At 62.7% G+C, this 23,755-nt stretch carries 28 protein-coding genes; 6 read left to right on the top strand and 22 right to left on the bottom strand.

Annotated elements, in window-relative coordinates:
• Positions 1–157: 157 nt before the first annotated feature.
• Complete coding sequence (locus BLU32_RS07350) at positions 158–784, top strand: LysE family translocator (protein WP_093805743.1); 627 nt, start codon at positions 158–160, stop codon at positions 782–784.
• A 108-nt stretch (positions 785–892) separates the two neighbouring features.
• A complete protein-coding gene (locus BLU32_RS07355; protein ID WP_157727559.1) occupies positions 893–2,038 on the top strand; it encodes a fatty acid desaturase in 1,146 nt (381 codons plus the stop codon).
• On the opposite strand, the gene BLU32_RS07360 is transcribed toward BLU32_RS07355, so the two are convergent.
• Positions 2,023–2,904, bottom strand: coding sequence for a LysR family transcriptional regulator (locus BLU32_RS07360; RefSeq protein WP_093805745.1), 882 nt, complete (start codon positions 2,902–2,904; stop codon positions 2,023–2,025). The two genes, BLU32_RS07355 and BLU32_RS07360, sit on opposite strands and share 16 nt — an antisense overlap.
• 113 nt (positions 2,905–3,017) lie before the next feature.
• Here BLU32_RS07360 and BLU32_RS07365 point away from each other — a divergent pair, with 113 nt between their 5' ends.
• Positions 3,018–3,725 (top strand): type 1 glutamine amidotransferase domain-containing protein, encoded by a 708-nt coding sequence (locus BLU32_RS07365; protein WP_197673711.1) that lies wholly within the window; start codon positions 3,018–3,020, stop codon positions 3,723–3,725.
• Between the two features lie 79 nt (positions 3,726–3,804).
• Here BLU32_RS07365 and BLU32_RS07370 read toward each other — a convergent pair whose 3' ends face one another.
• From BLU32_RS07370 to BLU32_RS07380, 3 genes are all read right to left on the bottom strand, one after another.
• Positions 3,805–4,179, bottom strand: a complete 375-nt coding sequence (locus BLU32_RS07370) for a RidA family protein (RefSeq protein WP_093810723.1) — start codon at positions 4,177–4,179, stop codon at positions 3,805–3,807.
• A gap of 5 nt (positions 4,180–4,184) precedes the next feature.
• Complete coding sequence (locus BLU32_RS07375; protein WP_093805747.1) at positions 4,185–5,093, bottom strand: DMT family transporter; 909 nt, start codon at positions 5,091–5,093, stop codon at positions 4,185–4,187.
• A 67-nt stretch (positions 5,094–5,160) separates the two neighbouring features.
• The gene (locus BLU32_RS07380) at positions 5,161–5,745 is read right to left on the bottom strand and encodes a MarR family winged helix-turn-helix transcriptional regulator (protein ID WP_093805749.1); all 585 of its coding nucleotides are present in this window, start codon (positions 5,743–5,745) and stop codon (positions 5,161–5,163) included.
• A gap of 252 nt (positions 5,746–5,997) precedes the next feature.
• On the opposite strand from BLU32_RS07380, the gene BLU32_RS07385 reads away from it, so the two are divergent.
• A complete protein-coding gene (locus BLU32_RS07385) occupies positions 5,998–6,336 on the top strand; it encodes a YciI family protein (protein WP_093805751.1) in 339 nt (112 codons plus the stop codon).
• A gap of 64 nt (positions 6,337–6,400) precedes the next feature.
• Here BLU32_RS07385 and BLU32_RS07390 read toward each other — a convergent pair whose 3' ends face one another.
• From BLU32_RS07390 to BLU32_RS07420, 7 genes are all read right to left on the bottom strand, one after another.
• Entirely contained in the window at positions 6,401–7,198 is a 798-nt protein-coding gene (locus BLU32_RS07390; RefSeq protein WP_093805753.1) for an ABC transporter ATP-binding protein, read from the bottom strand.
• Positions 7,199–7,202: 4 nt separating this feature from the next.
• Positions 7,203–8,135, bottom strand: a complete 933-nt coding sequence (locus BLU32_RS07395) for an ABC transporter permease (protein ID WP_093805755.1) — start codon at positions 8,133–8,135, stop codon at positions 7,203–7,205.
• A 1-nt stretch (position 8,136) separates the two neighbouring features.
• On the bottom strand, positions 8,137–9,105 hold the full coding sequence (locus BLU32_RS07400) for an ABC transporter substrate-binding protein (protein ID WP_093805757.1): 969 nt from the start codon (positions 9,103–9,105) through the stop codon (positions 8,137–8,139).
• Between the two features lie 81 nt (positions 9,106–9,186).
• On the bottom strand, positions 9,187–10,410 hold the full coding sequence (locus BLU32_RS07405; RefSeq protein ID WP_093805759.1) for an alpha-hydroxy acid oxidase: 1,224 nt from the start codon (positions 10,408–10,410) through the stop codon (positions 9,187–9,189).
• Positions 10,411–10,427: 17 nt separating this feature from the next.
• Complete coding sequence (locus BLU32_RS07410; protein WP_093805761.1) at positions 10,428–11,858, bottom strand: FAD-binding oxidoreductase; 1,431 nt, start codon at positions 11,856–11,858, stop codon at positions 10,428–10,430.
• Positions 11,858–12,943 (bottom strand): prephenate dehydratase domain-containing protein, encoded by a 1,086-nt coding sequence (locus BLU32_RS07415; protein ID WP_197673713.1) that lies wholly within the window; start codon positions 12,941–12,943, stop codon positions 11,858–11,860. Before BLU32_RS07415 ends, BLU32_RS07410 begins: the two co-directional genes overlap by 1 nt.
• A gap of 24 nt (positions 12,944–12,967) precedes the next feature.
• Positions 12,968–13,768 (bottom strand): class I SAM-dependent methyltransferase, encoded by an 801-nt coding sequence (locus tag BLU32_RS07420; protein ID WP_093805763.1) that lies wholly within the window; start codon positions 13,766–13,768, stop codon positions 12,968–12,970.
• Between the two features lie 705 nt (positions 13,769–14,473).
• On the opposite strand from BLU32_RS07420, the gene BLU32_RS07425 reads away from it, so the two are divergent.
• Together BLU32_RS07425 and BLU32_RS07430 are read left to right on the top strand one after the other, a co-directional pair.
• Entirely contained in the window at positions 14,474–14,947 is a 474-nt protein-coding gene (locus tag BLU32_RS07425) for a pyridoxamine 5'-phosphate oxidase family protein (RefSeq protein WP_093805765.1), read from the top strand.
• A gap of 167 nt (positions 14,948–15,114) precedes the next feature.
• Positions 15,115–15,855: a recombinase family protein gene (locus tag BLU32_RS07430; RefSeq protein WP_197673714.1), complete on the top strand. Its 741-nt coding sequence runs from the start codon at positions 15,115–15,117 to the stop codon at positions 15,853–15,855.
• Between the two features lie 89 nt (positions 15,856–15,944).
• Here the strand turns inward: BLU32_RS07430 and BLU32_RS07435 are convergent, their stop codons facing one another.
• The 11 genes from BLU32_RS07435 to BLU32_RS07475 all read right to left on the bottom strand — a co-directional run bounded on the left by BLU32_RS07435 (position 15,945) and on the right by BLU32_RS07475 (position 23,739).
• Positions 15,945–16,247 (bottom strand): hypothetical protein, encoded by a 303-nt coding sequence (locus BLU32_RS07435; RefSeq protein ID WP_093805767.1) that lies wholly within the window; start codon positions 16,245–16,247, stop codon positions 15,945–15,947.
• Between the two features lie 122 nt (positions 16,248–16,369).
• Positions 16,370–17,023 carry a trans-aconitate 2-methyltransferase gene (locus BLU32_RS07440; RefSeq protein ID WP_093805769.1) on the bottom strand — a complete coding sequence of 218 codons (654 nt, stop codon included), beginning with the start codon at positions 17,021–17,023 and terminating at the stop codon, positions 16,370–16,372.
• Positions 17,020–18,492, bottom strand: a complete 1,473-nt coding sequence (locus tag BLU32_RS07445) for a ParB N-terminal domain-containing protein (RefSeq protein WP_093805771.1) — start codon at positions 18,490–18,492, stop codon at positions 17,020–17,022. The genes BLU32_RS07440 and BLU32_RS07445 overlap by 4 nt, the downstream gene beginning before the upstream one ends.
• Complete coding sequence (locus tag BLU32_RS21685) at positions 18,492–18,707, bottom strand: hypothetical protein (RefSeq protein WP_172838544.1); 216 nt, start codon at positions 18,705–18,707, stop codon at positions 18,492–18,494. The genes BLU32_RS07445 and BLU32_RS21685 overlap by 1 nt, the downstream gene beginning before the upstream one ends.
• Positions 18,658–18,873, bottom strand: coding sequence for a Com family DNA-binding transcriptional regulator (locus BLU32_RS22535; protein WP_371326959.1), 216 nt, complete (start codon positions 18,871–18,873; stop codon positions 18,658–18,660). The genes BLU32_RS21685 and BLU32_RS22535 overlap by 50 nt, the downstream gene beginning before the upstream one ends.
• A 153-nt stretch (positions 18,874–19,026) precedes the next feature.
• Positions 19,027–20,034 (bottom strand): phage late control D family protein, encoded by a 1,008-nt coding sequence (locus BLU32_RS07455; protein ID WP_093805773.1) that lies wholly within the window; start codon positions 20,032–20,034, stop codon positions 19,027–19,029.
• Entirely contained in the window at positions 20,034–20,288 is a 255-nt protein-coding gene (locus BLU32_RS07460; RefSeq protein WP_093805775.1) for a tail protein X, read from the bottom strand. Before BLU32_RS07460 ends, BLU32_RS07455 begins: the two co-directional genes overlap by 1 nt.
• Entirely contained in the window at positions 20,285–20,710 is a 426-nt protein-coding gene (locus BLU32_RS07465) for a phage tail protein (RefSeq protein ID WP_093805777.1), read from the bottom strand. Before BLU32_RS07465 ends, BLU32_RS07460 begins: the two co-directional genes overlap by 4 nt.
• A gap of 3 nt (positions 20,711–20,713) precedes the next feature.
• Positions 20,714–23,188 carry a phage tail tape measure protein gene (locus BLU32_RS07470; RefSeq protein ID WP_093805779.1) on the bottom strand — a complete coding sequence of 825 codons (2,475 nt, stop codon included), beginning with the start codon at positions 23,186–23,188 and terminating at the stop codon, positions 20,714–20,716.
• Between the two features lie 9 nt (positions 23,189–23,197).
• Positions 23,198–23,323, bottom strand: coding sequence for a GpE family phage tail protein (locus tag BLU32_RS21690; RefSeq protein ID WP_157727562.1), 126 nt, complete (start codon positions 23,321–23,323; stop codon positions 23,198–23,200).
• Positions 23,320–23,739, bottom strand: a complete 420-nt coding sequence (locus BLU32_RS07475; protein WP_093805781.1) for a phage tail assembly protein — start codon at positions 23,737–23,739, stop codon at positions 23,320–23,322. Before BLU32_RS07475 ends, BLU32_RS21690 begins: the two co-directional genes overlap by 4 nt.
• Between the last annotated feature and the right edge of the window lie 16 nt (positions 23,740–23,755).

Genomic DNA, 23,755 nt, shown 5'->3' on the forward strand with positions numbered 1-23,755 from the left:
AACATCGGCGGTTCGTCTTTCACGCTCTCCGGACAATGCCCGACGACGAGACTGAACCGCTTGTTCGTCGGGCTGTGGTAAATGTCCTGTCTCGGTGCTTGTCTTGGCCCGCGGATTATGGATTGCTCGTATTTCAAGCATTTTTGGAGCGCGCAAAATGATAGACCCGGCAGTATTGGTAACCTACGCCTTGATCGTTCTTGGATTTGTCTTCATTCCCGGCCCCGCCACCCTGTTGACGGTTGCCCGGGCCACCACGTCGGGAACGAAAGTCGGCATTGCGACGGGTGCAGGCATCACCGCTGGCGATTTTCTCCACACGATCATGGCTGTCATCGGCATTTCGGCAATCATCGCGGCATCTGCAATGCTCTTCACCATCGTAAAGTATCTTGGAGCGGCGTATCTGGTTTACCTTGGCTTGAAAGCAATCTTCGCGAAAACATCAGTCGGCCCGGGGCAGGGGCGCCTCCCGGTCACGGCATCGCGAGCGTTTCGGCAGGCAATTGTGGCCGAAGTCCTGAACCCCAAGACCGCACTGTTCTTCCTTGCATTCCTGCCGCAATTTGTGGCTCCGGAAAAAGGCTTTGTGGTCATGCAGCTTGCAATTCTGGGGGGTGTCTTCGCGCTGATCGGCTTCGTCAGCACAATCGTTTACTCCGTTGCCGCGGGTGGCCTCGGCAACTTCCTCCGCCGCAACCCGATCGTTCTCAAATGGCAGGGCAAGGTCGTTGGCAGCATTTATTGCGCTCTCGGGGTTCGGCTGGCACTGCAAGAAAGGTAGGCGGGCCTTCATCCGACATGCGGCGAAGTCCCGCGGGTCTGCAAGTTTGACATGGCCGAAGGTTTTGTGTCCAAGGAATGGCCAGATGATCGTCACGGAAAACCGACAATGACAGCTTTGCAGGCAGGGTCGCTTGCCGATGGTCCCAAGACCGATATCGACAGGCCGGCGACCAGCATATCACCACAGGCGCGACGCCACCTCCAGATGCGCAAGGATGCGCTGGTGGCACATCCCGGCTTGCGGGCGCTGGCTGGTCCGGAATGGCGCACCGCCTTCGCGGTTCCGCTGCTCCTGGCGATCCACTGGAGCGTGGCATGGGCCGTGTCCGACGCCAATCTTCTGGTGGTCTTTCTTACCGCTTTCTTCGTCGGTCAATTCGTCATTCATGCAGCTGGTGCCCTTGTCCACGAGACGGCGCACAAGCTGATCTTCCGAGGGGAGGGCGCAAAGCTCGCCTTCGATCTCGGCCTCGAGACAGTCTTGGGATCCTTCTCCAAGCAACTCACCTACCAGCATGAACATTTGTCCAGCCATCATCCGTTTATCGGGGATTATGAGCGTGATTATGAACACGAGGATCTCTGTGCGTTCAAGGCGAGAGAGATGCTGGTTCATGACCGACCGCGTCTTCAGCGTGCGCTTTCGATCGCGACTTTGTTCGTTCATCTGCTTCCGTTCGGATTCATCATTAGCGACGAGATCTTTCCGCGCCTCTATGAACGCCTGACCGGTCGCACTGTGCGCGACACGAAGCGCAAGATCCCCTCGAGCGCGCCTTCACCCTGGCAGCGTCGGCTGTTCATTGGCTGGTCGCTCGGCGTCAACGTGCTGCTTCTGGTCTTTTTCGGCTTTTATGGATGGCTCTATCACAACTGGGCGCTTTCGATTTTCCTGGGAAAGTTCGGCATCAGCAACCTCGGCCAGTCGCTCAGCGAGCATCCAGGCGATGATGTCGAAACACCGACACGCTCCACCTACGGCTGGATCAACCGCCTGCTCTTCAACACCGGCTATCACAACGAGCATCACACGTTTCCCAACGTCCCGTGGACGCGCCTTCCAGACCTTGCGCGCGGCGCGCCGGAGGTGTTTTCGGCACGCGCCGACAGATCCTATCTCGGGTATTGGTGGGACCATGTGAAAGGCGACTTCAAGACGTCGCGGCGAAGTCCCCAACAGGCGCAGGATCAAGATGCGCGGTGCCCACGGGTTGCCGCCCGCGGCGAGGCCGGTCTTCAGGCGGGCGCCTGAAGCATGATCTTGCGGGCAAAGGCAATGCGCGGATGCCGCAATGCGCTGCGCGCCCAGACAAGGTTGAGCGGGTTGACCGGCGTCGCCACGGGCGCGGGCAGGAAGACCAGGCGCTTCAGTCGAAACGCCTCCGCACACAGATAGTCCGGGAGCACCGTCCAGCCGACTCCCTCACCCACAAGCGCTCGCAGCATGCGCAAGTCGGGAGCGGTAAGGACCGGGGATGTTTCCGGCAAAGGGATCCCGTTGTGCTCGAGCCAGGTCCTGACAAGGGGGCGGTCCAGGTCGTAGGCAACGCAGGGGACCGCGTGCAATCCTGTTTCGAGGCTCGCGGACGCTATGAGAGCGGGCATTTTCTCGGGTGCGGCCACCAGCAGCAAACGCTCCTCTGCAATCCTTGCATGGTCGAGGCGCGCATCGGACGGAGCCGAGGCGGTGATGGCGAGATCGACCTCATCGTTGAAGAGTTTGTCATAGAGTGCGTCACGTCCGCCAACATCAATCCGAACCGTCAGTCCGGCCTTTTGCAGCCGCATCAAAAGGGGCGCGCAGCCTTCAGCCAGAAAATCGGACGGACCGGCAAGGTGAATGGTGCCGGTCAGCATCGCTGAGCGCGCGCGCGCCGACGCGAGTGCGGCTTCCGCGTCCTGCAGCGTGCTGCCAAGTCGCGCCGCCAGATCGTCAGCCGCCGCCGTCGGCAAGACCCCGCGGGCATGACGGTCGAACAGGGTCCGGCCGATCTGGCCTTCCAGACTGGCGACATGATGCGAAAGCGCGGGCTGTGTGAGCCCGAGTGCGCGGGCGGCAGCCGTGAAGGACCGGTGCCGATAGACCTCGACGAAGCTGCGCAGATGAACCAGTGACATGACCGGACATATAAATAATTTTATGCCTGAAGGCGAAAGATATTATTTTCGTGACCGACCATCGCGCACCATTTCTTGCCCAGACGCAAACCAACACGGTACGGGAGCTTTTGATGAGCAACACACCCAGGATCCTGATGATCGCCACCTCGGCAGCGACCATGGCACCTTCCGACGAGCCGACCGGCGTGTGGCTTGAAGAACTGACCACTCCCTATTACGCCTTTCGGGATGCCGGTGCAGAGGTCACTCTGGCCTCGATCGCGGGCGGAGCAATCCCCGTCGATGCGCGGAGCGTGAAACCGCGGGGCGAGAATGACGCGACCGTCGAGCGCTATTATGACGATGCGGAATTGATGGAAGCTGCCTCGAACACGCCGCGTTTCGACACGCTGGACGTTTCCGGCTATGATGCCGTGTTTCTGCCCGGCGGGCATGGCACCATGTTCGACTATCCAAAGAGCGACGAACTCGCCCGTCTTGTCGCCGATACGCTGGATGCAGGCAAGATCATGGCCGCCGTCTGCCATGGACCAGCCGGCCTTGTAAACGCCAAGCGCAAAGACGGCACCGCAATTTTGGCTGGGCGCAAGGTCGCCGGCTTCACCGACAGCGAGGAACGCGCCGTCGGTCTGGATACATCGGTTCCGTTTCTGCTGGAAACCCGCTTGCGGGAGCTTGGCTCGGACTATGTTTGTGGCCCTGATTTCGAGCCATTCGCGGTGCGCGACGGCGCCCTCGTGACAGGTCAGAATCCGGCTTCCGCCGGAAAAACCGCGGATCTCGTTCTCGAGGCGCTTTCACATCGCAAGGCCGCCTGAGGCGGTTGCCGGGGACACGCCGACCCGACCGGGCCCGGGCCATTCACCAAGGCCCGGGCCCTCGTCTGTCAACAGCCAGTCAGGCCGGCAAAGGCTTGTAGGCCAACGCCTCGATTTCCACGCTGGCATCCACCATCAGCTGCGACGCGACACACGAGCGGGCAGGGAAGGGCCTGGGAAAATAGGTGCTGTAGACTGCATTGAAGCGGCTGAAATCGGCCGGGTCGGTCAGCCAGATGGTTGTCTTGACCACATCGGCCAGTGTGGCGTCGGCCAATGCCAGCGCTGCGGCGATATTGTCGAGCACCTGACGGGTCTGGGTTTCGATGTTGCCCCCGACAAGGTTGCCGTCGGGGCCGAAGGGGATCTGTCCGGAGAGAAAGACGAAGTCGCCGGCGCGAACCGCTGCCGATAGCGGCGCCACCGGATGGGGGCCGTAAACCGTCTTGGTCATGAGGTTCATTCCTCCTTCATCGATGGAATAACGGGAGCCGTCCGTCTCTCCTGGGAGCTCAGAACAAGAATGTTTCCGATCAGGACCGCTACGCCGCCCGACAGCACATAGGCGTCAATCGTGAGGTTCTCGAACACCGCCGAAAGCAGCAAGGCAACCACAGGCACCAGGGCAAGCGTATAGGAGGCACTGGCGGCGCCGATGCGCTGGACGAGACTGAAATACATGAAGAACGTGATGCAGGACGCGATGATCGCCAGATAGGCAAGGCCCGCGAAATACGTAACCGACACATCGACGCTGAAACTTGAGCCCCCGAAATAGGCGAGAGCGAAGGAAAACGCCGCGCCGCAAAGAGCCGCCCAACTGATCAGGACGGGAATAGGGATCCCGGCTCGCTGGTTGCGCATGGCAACGACGGTGCCGCATCCGGTGCAGGCGGCAGCGGCAAGCGCGAACGCAACGCCGCTGATTGTCTCGGCATTGGACGAAACAACCGCCAACTGCGGCAGCGCGATCACGCCAAGACCGGCAATTCCCGAGACGATGCCGATCAACATGCGCACCGTGACCGGGGCCGAAAGGAAAAGCCATCCGATGAGGGCCGCGAACAGGGACGACGTCGACAGCACCAGCGCCGCGATGCCCGACGTGATGAGCGTGGTTGCATGGTAAAACGAGATGAAAGCCAGGCCGAAGAACAAGATGCCCTGAAGCGCGACCCACGGTCGATCCGGCCTGCGCAGGCTGACATTCTGTCCGCGCATAAAGCTCCATGCGAACATCACAAGGCTCACCACCGCCATCCGGTAGCCGACCGATACTTCCGGAGCACCGGACACCGCCTGCTGTCCGGTGACGATGGCGCTGCTGCCCCAAAGAACGGCCGTGGCCGCAAACAGAAACGCGCCCATGGTTCCCTTTCCTGCAAGTGTCCGCCGACGTCGTCAGGACAGCCGAAGCGGGGAGGGCGGCCCGTGCCTATCTGTCGCCCTGCTTGACCGGAGGCACACCGGGCAAATCTGCGACCGGATCCGTCGCACCACGCCATCCGCGTGCGAGAATTCCGGTGCTGGCGTTGTCCAGCCGGGCCAAAATGCCATCGAGCGCCGCCAGTTCTTCTTCCGAAACGGCGCTCGTCAGATCCGCGTCGAGGCGTTTGGCAACATCGGAGATTTCAGTGAAGGCCGACCAGCCGCTTTCGGAGAGCTCGATCGCCGCGTAGCGACGATCCGATCGTCCGGGCGTTCGGCGCGCAAACCCGAGTTCCACAAGCTGTTTGACCGCCCGGGACACCGAGAACTGATCGAGCCCGCCCGCCTGGCAGATTTCCTTGGCGCTGGCGCCGGGGCGGTTTGCGATGATCGCCATGGTTCGCCACGCCGATCGGGAAAATCCAAATCTCGGCCCGTAATAGGCGTTGAGGACATCCGCCACACGGACGGATATGCGAAACAGCCGATAGGGAAGCCAACTCTCGAGCTGCAGCAACTCGGCGCCGCGGTTTTCGGAGGCGGAGCTGTCGGCTTTCTTGTCATCAGATTTTTGATTGCTAATTGTTTGCATCGTGCAATCATATGCACTTAAATACACAAAGGCAACGGCTTAATCGCCCATGTCGAACAACATGAACCCAGGCATCGCATGGGCTTCGAGAAAGCCCGGGATGGATGGTGGCCGGCCGATAACACATGACGGGCCCGATACGTCGCCAGAGGGTTTGGAGGCGTCACGGCCTGCACGACGCAAGGGCGTCGGTCCGTGGGGATGAAACGCTTTCGGTGAGCGCCTTCCTGACCAAGATGGAGGACTTGCGAAATGCCATTTGTCGTTCATTGCCTAGACCGGCCGGATGCCGGCGACTTGCGCAGGCGCACGCGCGCTGAACATCTGGAATACATGATTGCGCATGGCGACAGGGTCGCCTTCGGAGGACCGCTGCAAACCGACGACGGGTCCGTGGTGATCGGGAGCCTGATGGTTCTGTCCCATGAAACGCGTGAGGCCGTCGACCGGTTTCTCGATGCGGAGCCATATGCGGGCGCGGGACTGTTCGCCGAAATACGGGTTTCGCGCCTGCACCAGATGGTGCCGGAAAATCCCCCGGGATTGCTGGCTGCGGAGCTGGAGCGGGAACGGGCATCTGGGTCGGAGTAGCCCCGCACCACGCCAAGGCGCGCGTGCCGGCGGAATGTGCCGGAACGCACGTCCGTTTTGACCCTCAGGCGAGAATGAGCTGGTCGTCCTCGACCTCGGTGCCGGTTGTCTTCTTGAAGAGCTCGAGCAGGTCGGGAACGTCATAGCCCTTGCGCGCCTCGCCATGAATGTCGAGCAGGATCCGACCGGCATTCATCATGATCGTACGGGTGCCGAAGTCGAGCGAATTTCGCATGCTGTGGGTCACCATGAGGACCGTCAGCCTCTGTTCCCCGGTGATCTCCGCCGAGAGTTCGAGCACGGTGGCCGCCGCCCCCGGATCGAGGGCGGCCGTGTGCTCATCGAGGATGAGGATCTTCATCGGAAGCAAGGTGGCCATGAGAAGGCTGAGCGCTTGTCTTTGACCCCCCGAAAGCGTGCCGGCCATGGCGCCGAGACGGTCTTCCAGGCCCATTCCGAGCCGCGAAAGCTGTTCCGCGAGTTCGCGCTTCTTGCGCGCCCCTCCAAGGGCATTGCGAAAGCGGCGTCGCCCGCCGCGGCTCGCTGCGAGCGCCAGATTTTCCTCAACCGTCAGCGAACTGCATGTGCCCGCGCGCGGTTCCTGAAACACCCGTCCGATCATGCCCGCACGCTGCTCGGTCGGTCGTGCCGTCACGTCGTGACCATCGATGTAAATACCGCCGCGATCGAGACGCACATCCCCGGCAACGGCCGACAGAAGCGTCGACTTGCCGGCGCCATTGGTCCCGATCACGGTGACGAATTCCCCGTCCGTGATGTCGAGATCGACACCGCGAAGCGCGGGAACCGCCAGCGGCGTGCCGGGATTGAAGGTGATGTAGGCATCACAGACACTGAGCATTCGCTTATCCCTTTTGCGGTTGCGGTTGGGAAAAAAGGCGCCGGAATCTCGGCCAAAGCTTGAACCTGCTGTTGCGCCGGGCCTGGGACAGAATGACCGCGACCGCAACGACTACGGCTGTGACAAGATTGAGGTCCTGCGCCTGAATGCCGAGAAACCCTGCGCTTAGGGCGGCGGCGATGAAAAGGCGGTAGAGCACTGCGCCGATCAGGCATCCGAATGTCGCCCAGGCGACCTTGACCGAGCCGAACAGGGTCTCGCCGATGATCAGGGCGGCAAGACCGGTGACGATGGTTCCAATACCCAAAGACACATCAGCGACGCCCTGGCTCTGGGCAAACAGCGCCCCGGCCAGCCCGACAAGCCCGTTGCTCAGTGTCATCCCGACCATCGTCATGCGGCCGTTGTCGACGGATTGCGCCCGGGCCATCACCGGATTTTCTCCGCTCGCCCTGAGGGCAAGTCCGACCTGGGTCCCGAGAAACCAGTCCACGAAGAGCTTCATGGCAACCGCGATCACAAGAAGAACCGTACTGGTGGTCCACAAGCCGAAATCCAGCACCTGCGTAAACGGGGTGAAGATCGTTTCCTCACCGTAAAGGGAGATGTTCGGACGTCCCATGACACGCAGGTTGATCGAATAAAGCGCCACCATCGTCAGGATACCGGCGAGAAGGTTCAGGATCTTGAAGCGAACGTTGAGATAGGCGGAGACGAACCCCGCGCAGCATCCGGCAAATGTGCCGATGGCGGTCGCCAGAAACGGATTGATGCCGTTGACGATTGCCACAGCGGTCGCGGCAGCTCCCAAAGGGAAGCTGCCGTCGACCGTGAGGTCGGGAAAGCTGAGGACGCGGAAGGAGAGATACACCCCGAGCGCCACGAGCGAGAAAAGCAACCCTGCTTCGATCGCTCCGGAAAGAGCCAGCGCGCTCATGTTATTCGACAACCTTCTTGGCTTTTTCCAGAATGTCGCCCGGCAAGGTCACGCCCATGGCTGCGGCGGAGGCCTTGTTCAGATACAGGTCCTGTGTATCCAGGACCCCCACCGGGATCGCGCCGGGACTTTCTCCGTCGAGCACGCGAATGGCCATCTGGCCGGTCAGGCGGCCGAGCTTGTAGTAATCGAAGCCGAGCGCCGCAAGGGCCCCGCGTTCGACCGAGTTCGTGTCGCTGGCAAACACCGGCACCTTGGCTTTCTTGCCGACATTCACCACGCTCTCGACGGCCGCGACGACAGTGCTGTCGGTGGGAATGAGGATGGCGTCGGCACGTCCGGCAAGGCTGACGGCCGCATCCGCCACCATGGCCGTCTGGGATGCGGTGCTTTCTTCAAGCTTCAGTCCGAAGGCTTCGACCGCCAGCTTCAGCGCCGCGACTTGAGACACCGAGTTCGCTTCGCCTGCATTGTAGATCACGCCGATTGTCGTTGCATCCGGAACGAGAGTCTTGATCAGCTCAAGCGTCGGTGCGAAGGGCTGCTTGTCGCTGGTTCCGGTGATCGTTCCGCCGGGGGCCTCCATGCTGGCGACCAGTTTGGCCTCGACCGGATCCGTCACGGCCGCGAAGAGAACGGGAATATCGCCGGCGGCACTTTGAAGGGCCTGCGCCGAGGGGGTGCTGATTGCGATCAGCAGGTCGGGCGCCATGCCCGCAAAGGCCTTGGCGATCTGCAACTGCGTCGGCATGCTGCCCTGTGCGCTTTGAACACTGATATCCAGGGTCTCGCCTTCGGTGTATCCGCCGTCCGCCAGTTCATCGACGATGCCCATGCGGGCCGCGTCGATGGCGGGATGATCGACGATGTAGGTGATGGCGATCTTGGTCATTTCCGCCGCGGTTGCCGGCAAGACGATTGCGGACATGAGGACAGCCGCAGCGCATGCGGCCAGTTTTTGTCGAAGCATCTGACTGTTCCCTTCTGTGGTTGTTGTTTCCGGAAAGACAAGGGGATGCTGCAATCCCGGTGCTCAATGCACGGCGCCCTGTTAGTCGCCACCGACAAGCGACAGCGGGCCGGATGCGGGAGACATGGAGTGCGCCTGCGGCGCCGGTTCCGGGATCGCGAACGAATGATGGGTCCGCAGCATGGAGATCTTGAAATCGTTCAGGGTGCGCGCACCCATCAGCATCTGCGCGATTTCGAATTCGCTTTTCAGGATGGCGAGCGCCCGGCCAACGTCTTTTTCCCCGCCGCTCGCCAGCGCGTAGAGCGTTGCGCGGCCGATCTGCACCGCGTCGGCGCCAAGCGCCAGCGCGCGCGCGATATCGGACCCCGTCCGGAACCCGCTGTCGACCAGCAGCGTCAGGTCTGACCCGGCCCGCGATCGAAACTCCGGCAGGATGTCGATCGTTGCGACCGCGCCGTCCAGTTGCCGCCCGCCATGATTGGAAATGACCAGGCCGTCGACCCCGACCTCCAGCGCTTTCGGCACTTGTGCCGGATCAAGCATGCCCTTGACGATCAAGGGGCCGTCCCAGGCGTCGCGGACCCACTTGATGTCGTCCCATCCCACGGATCCGTCGAGTTGGGACTGCATCAGTTCCGCGATGGTATCGGTTCGCTGGAGGCCCAGTTCCGCCGCCATGACCTCCAGCTTCGGCGCGCCGGCCCGGGCCATGCGCAGGCTCCACGCGGGATGGAGAGCAAGGCTTGCAAGCTTTGCCGGCGTCCAGCGAAACGGCAGGGAAAACGCGTTTCGGGCGTCACGCAGCCGCCGGCCCGGTATGGCATTGTCCACGGTGACTTCCAGGGCCTTGAAGCCAAGGGTCCGTGCCCGGGAAACCAGGCGTTTGCTGACCTCGCGATCCTTGAAGAGATAGAGCTGAAACCATTTTGCCCCGGCGCCGGCTCCCGCGACCTCTTCCATTGTGGCGGTGGCCGCGGTGCTCATTACGAAGGGGATCTCGCTCGCGGACGCCGCGCGCGCCAGATCGATGTCCCCGCGTGGCCATGCCGCCCCGGCCAGACCGGTCGGGCCGATGATCGCCGGAAAGGCGTGGCGCTGCCCGAACAGGGTGACCGCGCTTGAACAGTCACTGACGTTTGTGGGCGCGGAGCCGAGCAAGCGGATGCGATCGAGCGCATCCCGGTTTTCCGCAAGAGTGTTTTCGCTTCCGCTTCCCCCGTCGATGAAGTCGAAGACGAACCGCGGCAGTCGCCGGCGGGCCAGGTCGCGAAACTCGGCAATGGATTGCGGTTCGTTCGCCATGCGTGTTGTCCTCCCCTTCATTCGAACGGCAACGCGTCGCCTGGTTCGAGGATTTTTCCCGGATTCATGATGTTGCGCGGATCAAGGGCACGCTTGATCGCCGCCATTGCCTGCAGACCCGCAAGGCCGTGTTCCTCGACCAGATAGGCACGCTTGCCGTAACCGATCCCGTGCTCACCGGTGATCGTTCCGCCGAGGGCGATCGCCCGCCGGGACAGGCGTTCGAGCAGCGTATCGACGCGTCTTGCTTCGGCGTCGTTTTCGGGATCGAAGACGACACAAAGGTGAAAATTGCCGTCGCCGACATGACTGCAGATCGGTGCGGTGACGCCAAGCTCCGCGCAGTCCTTTCGGGCGGCCGCGACCGCCTCGGCAAGGCGCGAAACGGGCACGCAACTGTCGGTGGGAATCCCTTTCGCGCCCGGGCGCAAGGCGATGGCCGCCCACCAGGCGTCATGCCGCGCCTTCCAGATCCGGCTGCGATCCTCCGGGCTTTGCGCCGTGGTGATGTTTCGCGGAGCAAAGTCGGAGGCGATCTCGGTGATCCAGGTCATCTGCCTGGCAACGCTGTCGGGATCGCCGCTGCATTCCACGATGAGCGTATCGCCGTCGCTCAACCCGAGCTTCGAATACCGCTCGACGGCGCGGATCTGGACGTCGTCGAGATACTCCATGCGGGCCACCGGAATGCCGGATCCCATGATGGCGATTGCGCATTCGATAGCGAGCGCGGAGGAGGGGAAGGCAATCAGTGCGGTCTCGACCGCTTCCGGGATTGGATGGAGACGCACAGTCGCGGCGACGATGACGCCAAGGGTCCCCTCGGCCCCGACCATCAGTTGGGTCAGATTGTATCCGGCGGCGGACTTGCGGGCCAAACTGGATGTCCGCACCAGCGTTCCGTCGGCCAGCACCACGTCCAGCGAGACGACATGATCCGCCATCGTGCCGTAGCGCACGGCGTTGGTGCCGGAAGCGCGGGTCGAGATCATGCCGCCGATGGAAGCATCCGCGCCGGGATCTACGGGAAAGAAAAGCCCGCTGTCTCGAAGGAACGCATTCAGGGTCTTTCGCGTGACACCCGGTTCGACCCGGCAGGTCCGGTCGGCGGAGCTCACCTGACCGACGGCATCCATTTGCGACATGTCGAGACAGATCCCGCCCCGAAGAGCGGCCACATGACCCTCGCACGACGTGCCGGTGCCAAAGGGGATCACGGGCACGCCATGGGCATGGCAGGTCGTGACGATGAAGACGACTTCATCGGCATCGCGCGGGTAGGCAACGGCGTCCGGAGGCGCGGCGGGAAGGTAGCTGGCGTCGCGCCCATGCTGGTCGCGCACCGGCATCGCCGTGGTCAGGCGATCCCCGAGCCGGGGCCCAAGGATGACGAGAACCGCATCCAGCGCGTCCCGGGAGACCGTCTCAAGAGCGCGCGGCCTCGCCATTACGACCGGTTCCCGTGCACGGTGTCGGCGCGCGACGTCCGACCGGATCGGGCGCGCACACGCGAGCCGATGGCATGCATCGGAAAGACGCCCAGGATGGTCTGCCGGGTGGTCTGGAGCTTCAGCGCGGCGAGCGCCCGCTGCACCCGGGTCTGGTCAGGGTGCCCTTCGAACTCGCACAGAAACCGGGTGGCGACGAACTGACCGTCCACGAGGTAGCTTTCGAGCCGGGTCAGGTTGATGCCGTTGTCGGCAAAGCCGCCGACGGCCCGAAACAACGCCCCGGGGGTGTTGCGCACCTCGAACAGCAGGCTGGTCATGATATCGCGCTGCTCAGGCGCCGGCATGACCGGCTTTGCCGCGAGCACATAGAAGCGCGTCATGTTGAAGGGGATATCCTCGATATTGCGCGTCAGGATTGTCAGCCCGTGGGTTTCGGCGGCGAGAGCAGACGCGGCGGCCGCAGCGCCCCGGTCGCCCCTTTGCTTGATCAGGGCCGCCGCGGTCGCCGTATTGCTTTCCTCAACGGGGGAAAGCCCGTGTGCGGCCAGAAAGCGCTGGATCTGTTTGAGCGCGACGGGGTGAGAATGCACCCGCTTGATGTCCTGAAGAGACCAACCGTGTGGTGCCACCAGGTGAAGTTCGATCGGCAGGAAGATCTCGCCGACAATCGTCAGCCCGATGTCCGGCAGCAGCATGTGGATGTCGGGCACCCTGCCGGCGAGAATGTTCTCGCACGGCAACACAGCCGCCTCGGCCCGCCCGCCACGCACCGCGTCGATGACCTCGAAGAGATTTTCACACGCTATGCTGCGCGCGTCCGGAAAGGCCTTCTGGCTCGCGATATGGGCAAAGGCGCCGGCGCTGCCGTGATACATGACGGTCTTTGGGTCGAGCCGGCTGACCGAGGGCGCCGCGGGCAATCGCAGGCGCGCGTGGTCCATGCGCAACGACCGGAGTTCGGCATCGTCACCGCGCAGGGAGCGAACCCGCAGCCCGGGCCGCGATCGGTCCTGGCGCGGGCCACGTTTTCGAAGCGCGCCCTGCAGGCCGCCGGAGCCCTTTGTCTTTCTGGGATGCGGCATGGCGAGGGTCCTTGCCATCACCCGTCAACCATGCGCCGGGCGAAAGGCGGTCATCACCGTCATCGGCCACATCAATGCCCAGCCGGATGCGGTTTCGCTCACGCTGAGGTAATGGTCGGCGGCCGCAAGGCAGTCGTCTGCGGAATAGTCGGGCTTGGCCGAGAACAGGAGTTGCAGGAACCGGCCGATATCCTCGCGGTTTCTGAACTCCCACGGCGTGATCACCTCGTCGAACGTCGGTTGCCCCCAACCTGTGAGCGCGCACAGGCTTTCGGCGAACTCATGCGAAAGGAATGCGACTTCGTGGCCCGTGCTGCAACTGCGCGCGATGAACCCGTCAAAATAGCGGGCAAGCGGCGTGCCGGCAAAAATATCCGCGATCACAAGCCGTCCGCCCGGGCGGGCCAGTTCGGCAAAACGAGTGAACGCTGATGTCTTGTCGGTGACGTGATGGATCGCGCCGCGGCTCCAGACCGCATCGAACCCGGTGAAAGGAATGTCGAGGACATCTGCGGAGGCGGGGACCACACGGATGTTTCCATGCGCGCTTTCAGCCTCGAGCCCCGCAAGTTGGTCGACCGACGGGTCGCTGGCGACCAGAAGGCCGTCGGGTCCCACGCAGTCAGCGATTGCCTTGCTGAAATATCCGTTTCCGGCGCCGACCTCGAGAACCCGCTCTGCGGGCAAAGGCGACAGACATCGCTTCATGCAGGCAATGTCGGGCAGCCACACATTGGAATAATGGGAGAGGGCATCCCTGTAGTCAGAGGAGCGCTTCCCGACAAATTCAACGGACTTGGAGGCTGTTTTTGCATCGGCATACATCACTCTGGTCCTTCTCAACGTGGAACGGGTCAGCCGTTCGCCATCGACAGTGCTGCGCGATTTCCTCCAGATTTTTTTGGCCTTCCGCTCCGGTTCGAGCGACGGCGTTTTGGTCTGCTTTGAGAACCTGGACGTTTAACCGCATGGGTTTCGACCATGTTCGGGAACGTCCGCAGGGGGCACGTTTCACGTGTCCGGACGGCTCATTTCAACCTTGTGACCTCAGGATTATTAGCAGGCTGCTTGCATGTCAATTGCAATATGCAATTAATTATTGCACTGCAAAACATTTGAGCAAACGCCCGCAAAGCGATCAGGGATTGGTTCGGTCGGGCCTCTCAGGCAATCGGACCGCGATTGCACGCCATTCGGGCTCGTCACGGCGGTAGCGCCCGTGTTTCACGCGGAACGCATGGACCCCGTCCTGGTCCTGCATCTGGCGGATTGCGCCGGATCTCCGGCGAGGCGTGCTTGATGAGATCGACGGGATCATGATCGACATAGGGGCGGTCGCGATTGTGCCGGAATGCCGGCGCCGGACGAACGCACGCGAGATGCTCTCTCGCCCGCTACAAATCACAGACCCTTGACCTCGCGCGCGGAACCAACATCTGACAGGGACTGAAGTGTGTCGCCGGAGCATTTTCACATTGTTCGCAACACGATCCGCGTTCGAGCTCCGGCAACAAGACAAGGAGGACGTTTATGACCGATACCGATCTCAAGCAGGAATTCTGGAAACGCCTCGACGACGTTCGCGCGGGTCTTCTGGCTGCGGACAGTGAGAGGCCGGTGCCGATGTCGCCCATGCCCGACAAGGACGCGAACGCGATCTGGTTCATCACCGCCGCAGGCTCCGCCGCCGACCGTGCCGCGAAATCCGGCGGCGAGGCCTCATTCTACGTGGCCGACCCCAAGGCGAATTTCTACGCCAATATCTTCGGCAGGCTCGAGGAAACCAACGACGTCGCCAAGCTCGATGAACTCTGGTCCGTCATGGCCGCCGCCTGGTTCCCCGACGGGCGCGACGACGATGCCGTGCGGCTGGTGAAATTCACGCCCCGTGACGGCGAGATCTGGGCCACCGATGGCGGCGCCGCCTATCTCTATGAAATCGCCAAGGCCCATGTGACCGGCAACATGCCCGATGTGGGCGAGCACGGGCGGGTGAATTTCTAAACCTCGTTGCGGCGATGCCGCCACGCATCGTGTCGGCGATGCCGCCACGCATCGTGTCGTCGATGCCGAGCAGCGCGGCGCGAAGATGAAGAAGAAGCTGGAAATTGACCCGCTGCACGCCGACACGGTGCGGCTGATCTTCCGCCTTGCTCTGAAAGAGCGGCGGCATGTCCGGCCCCATGGGCGTCAAGAACATCGTCAACCATATGAACAGCAATCGCATGTTCACCCGCAACGGCGGGCGATGGGGCATCGGTCAGCTTCACCGCATCCTGACGCGTCGCACCTATATGGGTGAGCATCGGTTCAATCGCCGCTCCAACAAGGGGGTGGTGAAGCCCGAGGAAGAAATCGTTACCGTCCCGGTGCCGCCGCTGATCGACCTTGAGACGTTCGAGGCCGTGCAAAACCGCTTGAAGGTCAACAATAAGAAGGTGACGCCGCCGCGCGTCGTCAGCGGCCCGAATTTGCTGACCGGCGTTTGCCATTGCGGCAATTGCGGAGGCGCGATGACGCTACGCACCGGCAAGAACGACCATTATCGCTACTATACCTGCTCGACCCGGGCGCGGCAGGGCGAAACCGGTTGCAAGGGCCGGGCGATCCCCATGGATAAGCTCGACCGCATGCTGGTCAAGCATATCGAGGAAAGGCTGCTGGACCCAGAGCGGATCAAAGTCGTGCTCGCTTCGCTTCTGGGGCGCCGACAGGAAGGCGTCGAGCGACGCAGCCAGCACATTGCCGAGTTGAACCAGCGCGCAGCCGAAGCCGACAACCGCCTCAAGCGGCTCTACGACGCTATCGAGGCGGGTTCGCTCGACGCGGCCGAATCTGCCCTTGGCGAACGTATCTCGGTCCTCACCGCGCTTCGGGATCAGGCACGGGCCGATGCCACGCGGATCGTGTAGCGCGCAAAAACAAATGGCACAGCGCGCAAGATCAAATGGCAACCGATTTCGGGTCGGGAAGCGCCGTTTGAAGACCGCTCAAACCACCTTCAATCGATGATCCCTTCCGCCCTCATGATCCGCTCCACAAGTCCACAGTGAGAGCTGCCCGGTTGATGGCGGATGAATGCGCCTTGCGACATGGCGCGTTCAACAGCTCCCCAGGTCACAGGTTCCAGTGCGTCGTATTTAAGGAAGTAGGCTTCCAACCGATCCGTCTCGACATCGATCCGGCAATGGTCGATAGCACCGATATAGAAAGCGACCGTTTCCAGGCGCTTCATCGTGCTGGCATCGGGCATGGCCAACAGGCTCGATGCGCTCAGAACCAACCCGGTGGCTGCTGCAATCATCGTTCGGCAAATCATGGTCTCGTCGGTCCTTGCGCAATGTCGGGACGTTACAACCTGTCAATCGAGAGACCCTCTCACGACCCCTGTCACTGTCGCAAGATCCTCCCGCCCAAGAGTGCGATCTAGGCGGAAGGACACGGGTTGATCTCGGGTGTGATGATCCACCCGCCAAAGTCGGCGAAGCGGAACACCTCGATCGCTGGATCTATTTCCCGGCGGTCGATCGGCCTTTGAACGCCAATCAGCTTCATCTCTTTTTCGGCCACGTCATGCGGCGTTGCGCCCGACTGCAGCTTGTTGTGCCAGGTGAGCCGGGCGAGCACCGTGCCCTCGTAGCCTGGCGCGGTCACGCTCTTGTCGAAGACGACGATGCACCCACCCGGTTTAAGGCTCGCCCTGAGATGGGCGAGCAACTTCAATCGTTGTGAGACCGGCAGAAACATGAGCGTGAGAAACAGGATCGCAACGTCAAAAGGCTGATAATCGAAGGTCGCTGCATCTGCACAGATCGCGGTCCCCGGAGCCTGATAGGCCCGAACCATGTCCGGGCACTCATCAAGGGCAATCAGCTGCGCCTGCCGTTCCTCCAGGACACCAGCCAGCGCTCGACCGACATTCCCGGTGGAGCATCCGATATCGTAGACAAGCCCACCTTTCGGGATGTAGTGCCTCGCGATCAGGGCGGCCGCATCCGATGCCAGTTCGTACCAGGGCAGTTGCTCACGGACGTGCGCATCAAAAGCCCCTTCAAACCCCCGGAACGTCCAATCCGTCATAGCTCAACTCCCAACCGCTTGCTGAATGCGGCAAGCGCCTCTTCAACCAGCCCCATGCGGCCGTCCGCATAGGGAAGATCAAACTCGAACTCCAAAGCCTTGCGGAGCCGAGCTGGATTGACAGGATGTGGGCGTTGGCAGACCGCAGTCACGTTGTTGATGTGTTCGCCGATCGTCACCGCGCCGAAGTGCCTCTCGAAGAGCGCTTCAAACTCAGACGGCTGGAAGTACTTCTGGATCTTGGGATCAGCGTTCAGTTCGGAGACGGCAAGCCCCGGTTCGTCGCTCAACACAAAACGGGCACTGCGCGAAGAGGTTTCGCCCAAGCCGATCCCGGTCGAGCATTCCTTCCAATTCGGATCCTTGCGAGATCGCGCGGCGGCGAACAAGGTCGTGTCCGGTGAGCAAAGGGCCGCGCAGATCGTCACGACGTGCTCCCTGTCGGTCTCAAACGGAACGCTGTTCAAGACGCTGGAGAGCATCACCGACGAGAATGGCAATTGCTGCGAAACGGCCTTTAAAAAGCGGAAGGCTGATCGGCGGCCTGCCGTGACCGTCGGCTTTTTCCCCGGCGCCCGATAGGGTTCAAAGGTCGTGACCTTCACGCCAATCTTTCGAAGCATCCGGGCTTCATCGCCCTGGCCAGCTCCAAAGTCGAGCAGGCGCTCGCCGTATAGCGCCTTCAACTCCTTCCGGTGTTTCCCAATGGAGAAGTCGCGGCAGCGCTTGACGCTGAACGCGAACAGGTAGCCGCTTCCAAGTGATCGGCGACGCTGGCGCGCGCGCCGAAAGGCATTGTTGCGCAGGACGTCCTTGAACCCGTCGGAGAAGCTGAAGTCCATGCTGAGTTTGTTCAGGATGAAGCGCGCCAGATCGGCGTCCTGGTCGGGCTTGAGCACAACGCAATCGATCATGTCCTGCCGCCGCGCCGAGGCTTCCTGCAGTCGGCCAACGCCGTTCAAGACATCGCCATGCGGCGTAATGACGATCGGCATCTGGACGTTGTAGGCCGCGAGCTGCCGGGCCGCATTGGCGGCGTAGCGTTCGAACCTGTCCACATTGCGCGACAGCAGCTCCCGGACACTCCATTGCTCCATCGTCAAACAGGGATACGGATCGGGCGCGTCGGGCAGATCTTGAAGCCGAGAGAAGAGGGCCTCGATCGGAAGCCTGCTGTGATCCGTATCCGTCAGCCGAAAGTCGTTTGTGGCCCGGTTAAAAGTGAGGTTCACGCCGTGGGCGTCGCGCTCGTCTTTTTGACGGAAAACGACCGGCAGCTGCCACCCAAGCTGACGAGCAGCGACGGCGCGCTGGTGCCCTGAGAGAAGCACGCCGGAGTTGGTCGCATAGAGGGGAAGCAGGAAGCCAAACTTCTCCAGCGAGAGCCTCACCAGTTCCAGCCTTGCAGGGTCTGTCTTGCGGGGATTGTGCGGGTCGGCGACGACGGTTTCAGGGGAGACGAGTTCCATCACAGGCCAAGCCTCCGTTTGACTTCCGCCACCATGTCTTCACGTGCGAACCCGACCTCGGCCGCCAGTTCCTTCTCCCATTGCTCGAACCTGTCTCTTTCCAGCTTGAACACATGCGGCCCAACCCGGATAGTCGCCATCGGAGGGGTTGAGCAGACGTCATAGTCATGAGGATGTTTTTCGAAAGTTCCGGCCATCTTGAGCCTTAGTCCCATCTTCGCGCTCCTGGCGCTCGGGTTGGGGCTCGACAGGCCTCAAGGCATTGATCGTGCCGCATCGCGGACACTTGATTTCGATCGTGTCAGATATCGCTCGCGGGCGCGCCTTCATCAAGAGACGACGGCAGCTTGCGCATCGGATGGACTCCACGTTGTACCTCACATAGAAACAACCCCGCTGCCGATCGTTCCGGTCAGCAGAAGCGGCGGGGTCGCTGTTGAGGTTGACTTGCAGCGTGTGGGGATCTGATTGGCGTTAGGCCCCACGGTCCGGAAGTCGCATTCCGGGCTCCCCGCTCCTCACAGGGCGTGTCTTCTACTCTTCCCCCTCCTTTTTCTTCCCGCCTTCCGGCGCTTCCAGTTCGATGGTCGTGGTGTAGGTGTCGGCGAAGCTGTGTTCCACACTCGCCACCCGCCAGCGTCCGTTGATCTCGGGGCGGAAGCCGGTGAGCTGCGCATCCGTTTCGGCCTGGGCTTCGGGCAGGCCGGCAAGCGTGACGCTGCCCGATCCCGTTGCCCGCGACAGCCGCTCGCCTTCGGACTTCGCCGCCGCCTTGGCCTCGGCCTGTGTCGGCAGGGCATGGCGCAAACGGCGCTCGGGTCCCTGCATGCCGGTCCGTTCGGTCTCGATCACGGTCTTGCCGGTTTCCCGGTCGTACCATTTGGCCGAGGTCGACCCGTATTCGGGACGGGGATCGACATCGAAGCTCCAGTCGCGACAATCCGACTTGGCAATGGTGAGCGCCGGCAGGGTCAAGCCGGAGGCGGAGCCGGAGCCACGTTTGACCAGCAGCATCTTGCCGTCCTTGACGGCGAAGAGCGCACCGAAGCGGTCGGCAACCCGGGTTCCGAAATCCAGCGTCGACTGGTCGAGCCGCGCGATATAGGGAAGCGTCTCGCCGGCCAACGCCGGACTGACGACCGCTTGTAGCCCATGCCGGCCGGCAAGCTCCTGGACAAGGTCCCCGACCGTTGTGTCGTCGAAATGCTCGGAGACGGGTTCCTTGAGATCGGAGCGCATGTCGGCCGATCGCCCGGAGATCGTCAGTCGCTCGCCGTCCGGCCCGCCCTCGAAGGCAAGGCCCTCAACCGTGTAGAGCCCCATCTTCCAGGAACCGACGCCCCGGAACCCGAAGGATACCGCGATCAGCGCGCCGGGCGCAGGTGCTGCGACCTCGTTGCGGGCATCGTCGAACGCAAGCTCCACCGTGTCTGCATCCTGGCCGACCTCGTCGCGGATTGTTGCGGTGCTCAACCGCTCATAGAAAACCGCGTTCACGGGCTTGCCGCCGACCGTCACTTCGATGAAGGGCTTGTCGCGCATCAGTCCCACAGCCTCACGGATTGCTTGTCCTCCACGATCCGCCATTCGGGCAGGTGCACGGTCGCTCCCAGGGGCAGCAAAGGCCCGGCTGTGACCAGGTCCGGGTTGGCTTCCAGGATCGCCTCGACATAGCCCGCAAGCCGGGACGCGCGTGCCGTATCGCCGAGCCGCTGCGACGCGTTTTCGAAGGCGATCAGATCGAGCGTCGCGTCGGGCTTGGTGACGCGCACCGTCTCGGCCGGGAGTACGGTCATCTGAACAGCCCTCCCGGTGCGCCGTCGCCGGCATGCGGCGCGACCTCAATGGAGAATTCCAACTTCCGGCCCAGGCCTGTGCGCGAGATGATCGATTGGGTGTCGAACACGCGCTGGATGACGACGCGACCGAACACGCGACCGGCGGTCTCGGCCGTCCAGCCGACCATCATCACGGGCGTTGCCGCTATTTGCGTTGCCCGGATTGCTTCGAACTCGTCGCGGCCGCCGAACTCTTCCGGGTAGAGAAGCCCGGTGATCGTCACCGGGTTCTCGCCGATCCCGGTGAACTGGCGACCGGGTGCCCGGCCGAAGCGCTCGATCGCCGGCCAGCGCGCTTCGGTCTCGCGCTCGATCGACTGGAAATTGAGCGGCAGGATCTCGAAGACGTGGCGTCCGAGGGCGAGAAGCGGTACGGCCATGATCTATTCCGTTCCATCATGCAGCGCGCCGGTTCGCCCGCGACGCACGGCGGCCTCGATACCGGCATTGGCGGCGCGCCCGGCGGCGACCGGATCGACAACGCCGCTGATCGACTGGTTGACCGTGACATTGACTTGCGGCGGCCGCTTGTCGGTGACGGAGGCGGAGATCTCCTGTTCGACCTTCGGCGGCGGCAGGCTGTCGATGTAATTCTGCAGCGGCGGGATCGGGTCGGCTGGTGCGGATGGGAAAGGCGATTGAACCCCGCTATCATTCAGGCCATGCCGTTGTTTGATATCATTCGCTTGATCAGGGAGAGAACCGCCCCCACCGAACGGCCAATCAAACGTCAGCATCCCCTTGAGCGCATCCACCTGCGTCTGGAACCATGTCGACAGCCGCTCCCAAGACCCTTGAAGCCCTTCCAGGATGGCGTCGACGATCGCGGTTCCGAACCCGACGAAGGCGCGTAGCGTGGCCTTGATCGCCCCGCCAAGCCGTTCGCCGATCCGCTTGCCGGCGGCCTCGATGCCGGCCGCATTTGCGTCGCTCAGGTTCTCTTGCGTGAAGAGCGAGCCGAAGAAGTCGGCGACCGCCTGTTTGGCCTTTGAGAGCCCTTCAATGACGCCGGAGAAATCGAACATCCGGGCGAAATATTCCGCGACCCGATCGACGTTGATCCCGATCGCCTCGGCGATCTCGCGAGCGCGCGCGGCGACGCTGTCGACAAAGCCGTTCCATGCGGCCTTGACCGCCTCGATTTCCGGCGCGAAGGCCTCGCCCAGCCCCCGGAAGAAGCCCGAGACGGCGGTCGACAGCCGCTCCCAATACTTCCAGACGAAAAAGGCAGCAGCGACCAGAGCGGCGATCGCGGCCGTCACAGGCCACGCGGCGGCCGAGATTGCCGCAAGCGCGGTGGTGGCGGCGGTCTTCAGACTGGCGAAGACCGCGCCGATCGCCGCGCCCTTTCCGAAGGTTGCCAGCATGCGCAGTCCGGCAAGAGCCGATTTCACCTTGTTCGGGCCAAAGGATGCCAGGAAGAGACCCGCCTGCGCCGCCAACCAGCGGAACCCGCGTCCCGCGCTGCGCAGGCCTCGCAGCGAGCGCGCCACCAGCGAGACGTTCCGGCCGCTTTCGCTGAACCTCCAGAACAGGCTGATCAGCTTGATCAAGGGGCCGGCGATCAATGCATGGGCATAGCCGACAAGTCGCGAGGCAATGCCGAAGGCAAGCAACGCGCCCGTGCCCTGGACGATGGCCTCGGTCAGTTCCGGTTGGCGTTCCGCGAAGGCGGACACCCTGTCGATCAGTGCGCCGAGACCTTCGACCGCATGGCCGAGCGGTTCCAGAAGCTGATCACCGAGCACGATGGCAAGCGCGGCAAGGCGATTGCGCAGAAGCTCCAGCTTGTTTTGCGTCGTCTCTGCGCGCTTCTCGTATTCGGCGAGTGCAGACCCGGCGTAGTCGGCCTCGTCGCCAACCAGTTCGAACGCCTGCTGCAACAGGTCCGGATTGTTCAGGAGCTTGGAGAAGTCGTCGGAGAAGTCCTGACCGACCAGATCGATCAACGCCTTCATGCCGTCGGGCGATTTCGACAACCGGTCGAACAGGTCGGAAAGGGCCTCTGGCGCATCGTCTTCCAGAGATGCCATGAAGCCCGCGTAGGAAAGCCCTGCCGTCTTGAGTGCGGATTTCGCCTTGTTCGATCCCTGCGCCAGCCGGTTCGCAAGCGCGGAAAGGCCGCGCGCGGCGGTCTCCGGCATGATGCCGGCCGCGACCATCGCCGCGCCGACGGCGTTCATTTCGACGGCCGTCAGCCTCAGGGTTCGCTGCGCGCCGGCGGCGCGATTGGCGAAGTTGGTAATCTCGGCCGCCGTCGCGGCCATGTTGTTCGACAGGTGGTTTGCGCTGTCGGCGTAGAGCTCGAGCTGGTCCTGGTTGAGCTTGTAGACATTGCGCAGCTTGGCGAAGCGGGTCCCGATCTCGCCGGCCGCCATGTCGAAGGCAACGGCCGCACGCGCGGTCGCCTTGGTGAACCGCTCCAGCTCCTGTGTCGGAATGCCCGCCTGTGCGGCCGAGGCCATGATCGTCGTGAGCCCGGTCGACGACAGCGCGATCTCGCGGCTCATGCCGATCAGACCCTGGCGGATCTCGGCAAGCTTGCGCGCCGGCGCATCCAGGACCTTTTCGAGGTCGGCGAAGGCCTCTTCGAACTGCATCGCCGCGCGCACCGGCGCACCGAGAGTGACGGCCATGCCGACCGCATCCATCAGCCGGCCGCGGGCGCGGCTCAACCGCTGTTCGGCGTTGTTGAGCGCGGTGTCGATGTTGGTCTCAGAAAAGCCTTGCCGGATCGCGCCGGAGAACCCCATGCGCAGCTCCTGAAACTGCTTCCGGATGCCGCCGACCTCGTTGCGGACCTTGTCCGCGCCCTTGGTCAGGAACTGGATCAGCAGCGAGACATTCATGCCGGACATGCGCGCCTCCTAGTTGATCCGGCCGGTGAGTTTCAGGACGCGCGGGAGATCGCGGCGGTACGCCAGCAACTCCCACCAGTCGAGCGCTTCGATCTCGGACGGCGGCCAGTGATGCACCGCCGCCAGATCGCTCATGAACTCTGCGACGCGAACGCACTCATGAGCGCGGGAAAAAAATCGAGTGTCGCCCGGCCGACGGAGAAGAGATCCATGGGGTCGAGATCGTCGATCACTGTCGGCGGCACGCCGCACATGTCGGCGAGGATCTCGGTCAATGCGTCCAGCCGCTCCGGTTCGGTCAGGAGCGCCAGCGCCTCGGCCGCCGCCTTGTCGGCGGCCGCATCGGCAGCTTTGCCGGTTCCGGCCGCACCGAAAAGCTTCGCCGGGAAGTCCGCGCCGAGAAGCACCACCAGCTTCTTCACATGCTTGGTTCGGGGACGCTTCATGGTGAGCGAGGAATGCGTGCGGTTCCCGTCCTTCGTCTTTTCGTCGACGGGAAAGTCCAGGGGAATGGAGATCTGGCGCTTCGGTTCGGTCACGGGATCGCTCACGGGAAGGCTCCGGGTT

Source organism: Stappia sp. ES.058, from assembly GCF_900105595.1.
Classification (GTDB): domain Bacteria; phylum Pseudomonadota; class Alphaproteobacteria; order Rhizobiales; family Stappiaceae; genus Stappia.

Coding starts and splice junctions, on each gene's coding strand:
- BLU32_RS07375 (WP_093805747.1), bottom strand. CDS start 5,093: ATGGGCGCGTTTCTGTTTGCGGCCACGGCCGTTCTTTGGGGCAGCAGC.
- BLU32_RS07405 (WP_093805759.1), bottom strand. CDS start 10,410: ATGGCGAACGAACCGCAATCCATTGCCGAGTTTCGCGACCTGGCCCGC.
- BLU32_RS07365 (WP_197673711.1), top strand. CDS start 3,018: ATGAGCAACACACCCAGGATCCTGATGATCGCCACCTCGGCAGCGACC.
- BLU32_RS07460 (WP_093805775.1), bottom strand. CDS start 20,288: ATGACCGTACTCCCGGCCGAGACGGTGCGCGTCACCAAGCCCGACGCG.
- BLU32_RS07425 (WP_093805765.1), top strand. CDS start 14,474: ATGACCGATACCGATCTCAAGCAGGAATTCTGGAAACGCCTCGACGAC.
- BLU32_RS07440 (WP_093805769.1), bottom strand. CDS start 17,023: ATGACGGATTGGACGTTCCGGGGGTTTGAAGGGGCTTTTGATGCGCAC.
- BLU32_RS07350 (WP_093805743.1), top strand. CDS start 158: ATGATAGACCCGGCAGTATTGGTAACCTACGCCTTGATCGTTCTTGGA.
- BLU32_RS07370 (WP_093810723.1), bottom strand. CDS start 4,179: ATGACCAAGACGGTTTACGGCCCCCATCCGGTGGCGCCGCTATCGGCA.
- BLU32_RS07360 (WP_093805745.1), bottom strand. CDS start 2,904: ATGTCACTGGTTCATCTGCGCAGCTTCGTCGAGGTCTATCGGCACCGG.
- BLU32_RS07465 (WP_093805777.1), bottom strand. CDS start 20,710: ATGGCCGTACCGCTTCTCGCCCTCGGACGCCACGTCTTCGAGATCCTG.
- BLU32_RS21685 (WP_172838544.1), bottom strand. CDS start 18,707: ATGGGACTAAGGCTCAAGATGGCCGGAACTTTCGAAAAACATCCTCAT.
- BLU32_RS07435 (WP_093805767.1), bottom strand. CDS start 16,247: ATGATTGCAGCAGCCACCGGGTTGGTTCTGAGCGCATCGAGCCTGTTG.
- BLU32_RS07395 (WP_093805755.1), bottom strand. CDS start 8,135: ATGAGCGCGCTGGCTCTTTCCGGAGCGATCGAAGCAGGGTTGCTTTTC.
- BLU32_RS07430 (WP_197673714.1), top strand. CDS start 15,115: ATGTCCGGCCCCATGGGCGTCAAGAACATCGTCAACCATATGAACAGC.
- BLU32_RS07445 (WP_093805771.1), bottom strand. CDS start 18,492: ATGGAACTCGTCTCCCCTGAAACCGTCGTCGCCGACCCGCACAATCCC.
- BLU32_RS07470 (WP_093805779.1), bottom strand. CDS start 23,188: ATGTCCGGCATGAATGTCTCGCTGCTGATCCAGTTCCTGACCAAGGGC.
- BLU32_RS07385 (WP_093805751.1), top strand. CDS start 5,998: ATGCCATTTGTCGTTCATTGCCTAGACCGGCCGGATGCCGGCGACTTG.
- BLU32_RS21690 (WP_157727562.1), bottom strand. CDS start 23,323: ATGAGCGATCTGGCGGCGGTGCATCACTGGCCGCCGTCCGAGATCGAA.
- BLU32_RS07415 (WP_197673713.1), bottom strand. CDS start 12,943: ATGCCGCATCCCAGAAAGACAAAGGGCTCCGGCGGCCTGCAGGGCGCG.
- BLU32_RS07410 (WP_093805761.1), bottom strand. CDS start 11,858: ATGGCGAGGCCGCGCGCTCTTGAGACGGTCTCCCGGGACGCGCTGGAT.
- BLU32_RS07400 (WP_093805757.1), bottom strand. CDS start 9,105: ATGCTTCGACAAAAACTGGCCGCATGCGCTGCGGCTGTCCTCATGTCC.
- BLU32_RS07380 (WP_093805749.1), bottom strand. CDS start 5,745: ATGCAAACAATTAGCAATCAAAAATCTGATGACAAGAAAGCCGACAGC.
- BLU32_RS07390 (WP_093805753.1), bottom strand. CDS start 7,198: ATGCTCAGTGTCTGTGATGCCTACATCACCTTCAATCCCGGCACGCCG.
- BLU32_RS07355 (WP_157727559.1), top strand. CDS start 893: ATGACAGCTTTGCAGGCAGGGTCGCTTGCCGATGGTCCCAAGACCGAT.
- BLU32_RS07420 (WP_093805763.1), bottom strand. CDS start 13,768: ATGTATGCCGATGCAAAAACAGCCTCCAAGTCCGTTGAATTTGTCGGG.
- BLU32_RS07455 (WP_093805773.1), bottom strand. CDS start 20,034: ATGCGCGACAAGCCCTTCATCGAAGTGACGGTCGGCGGCAAGCCCGTG.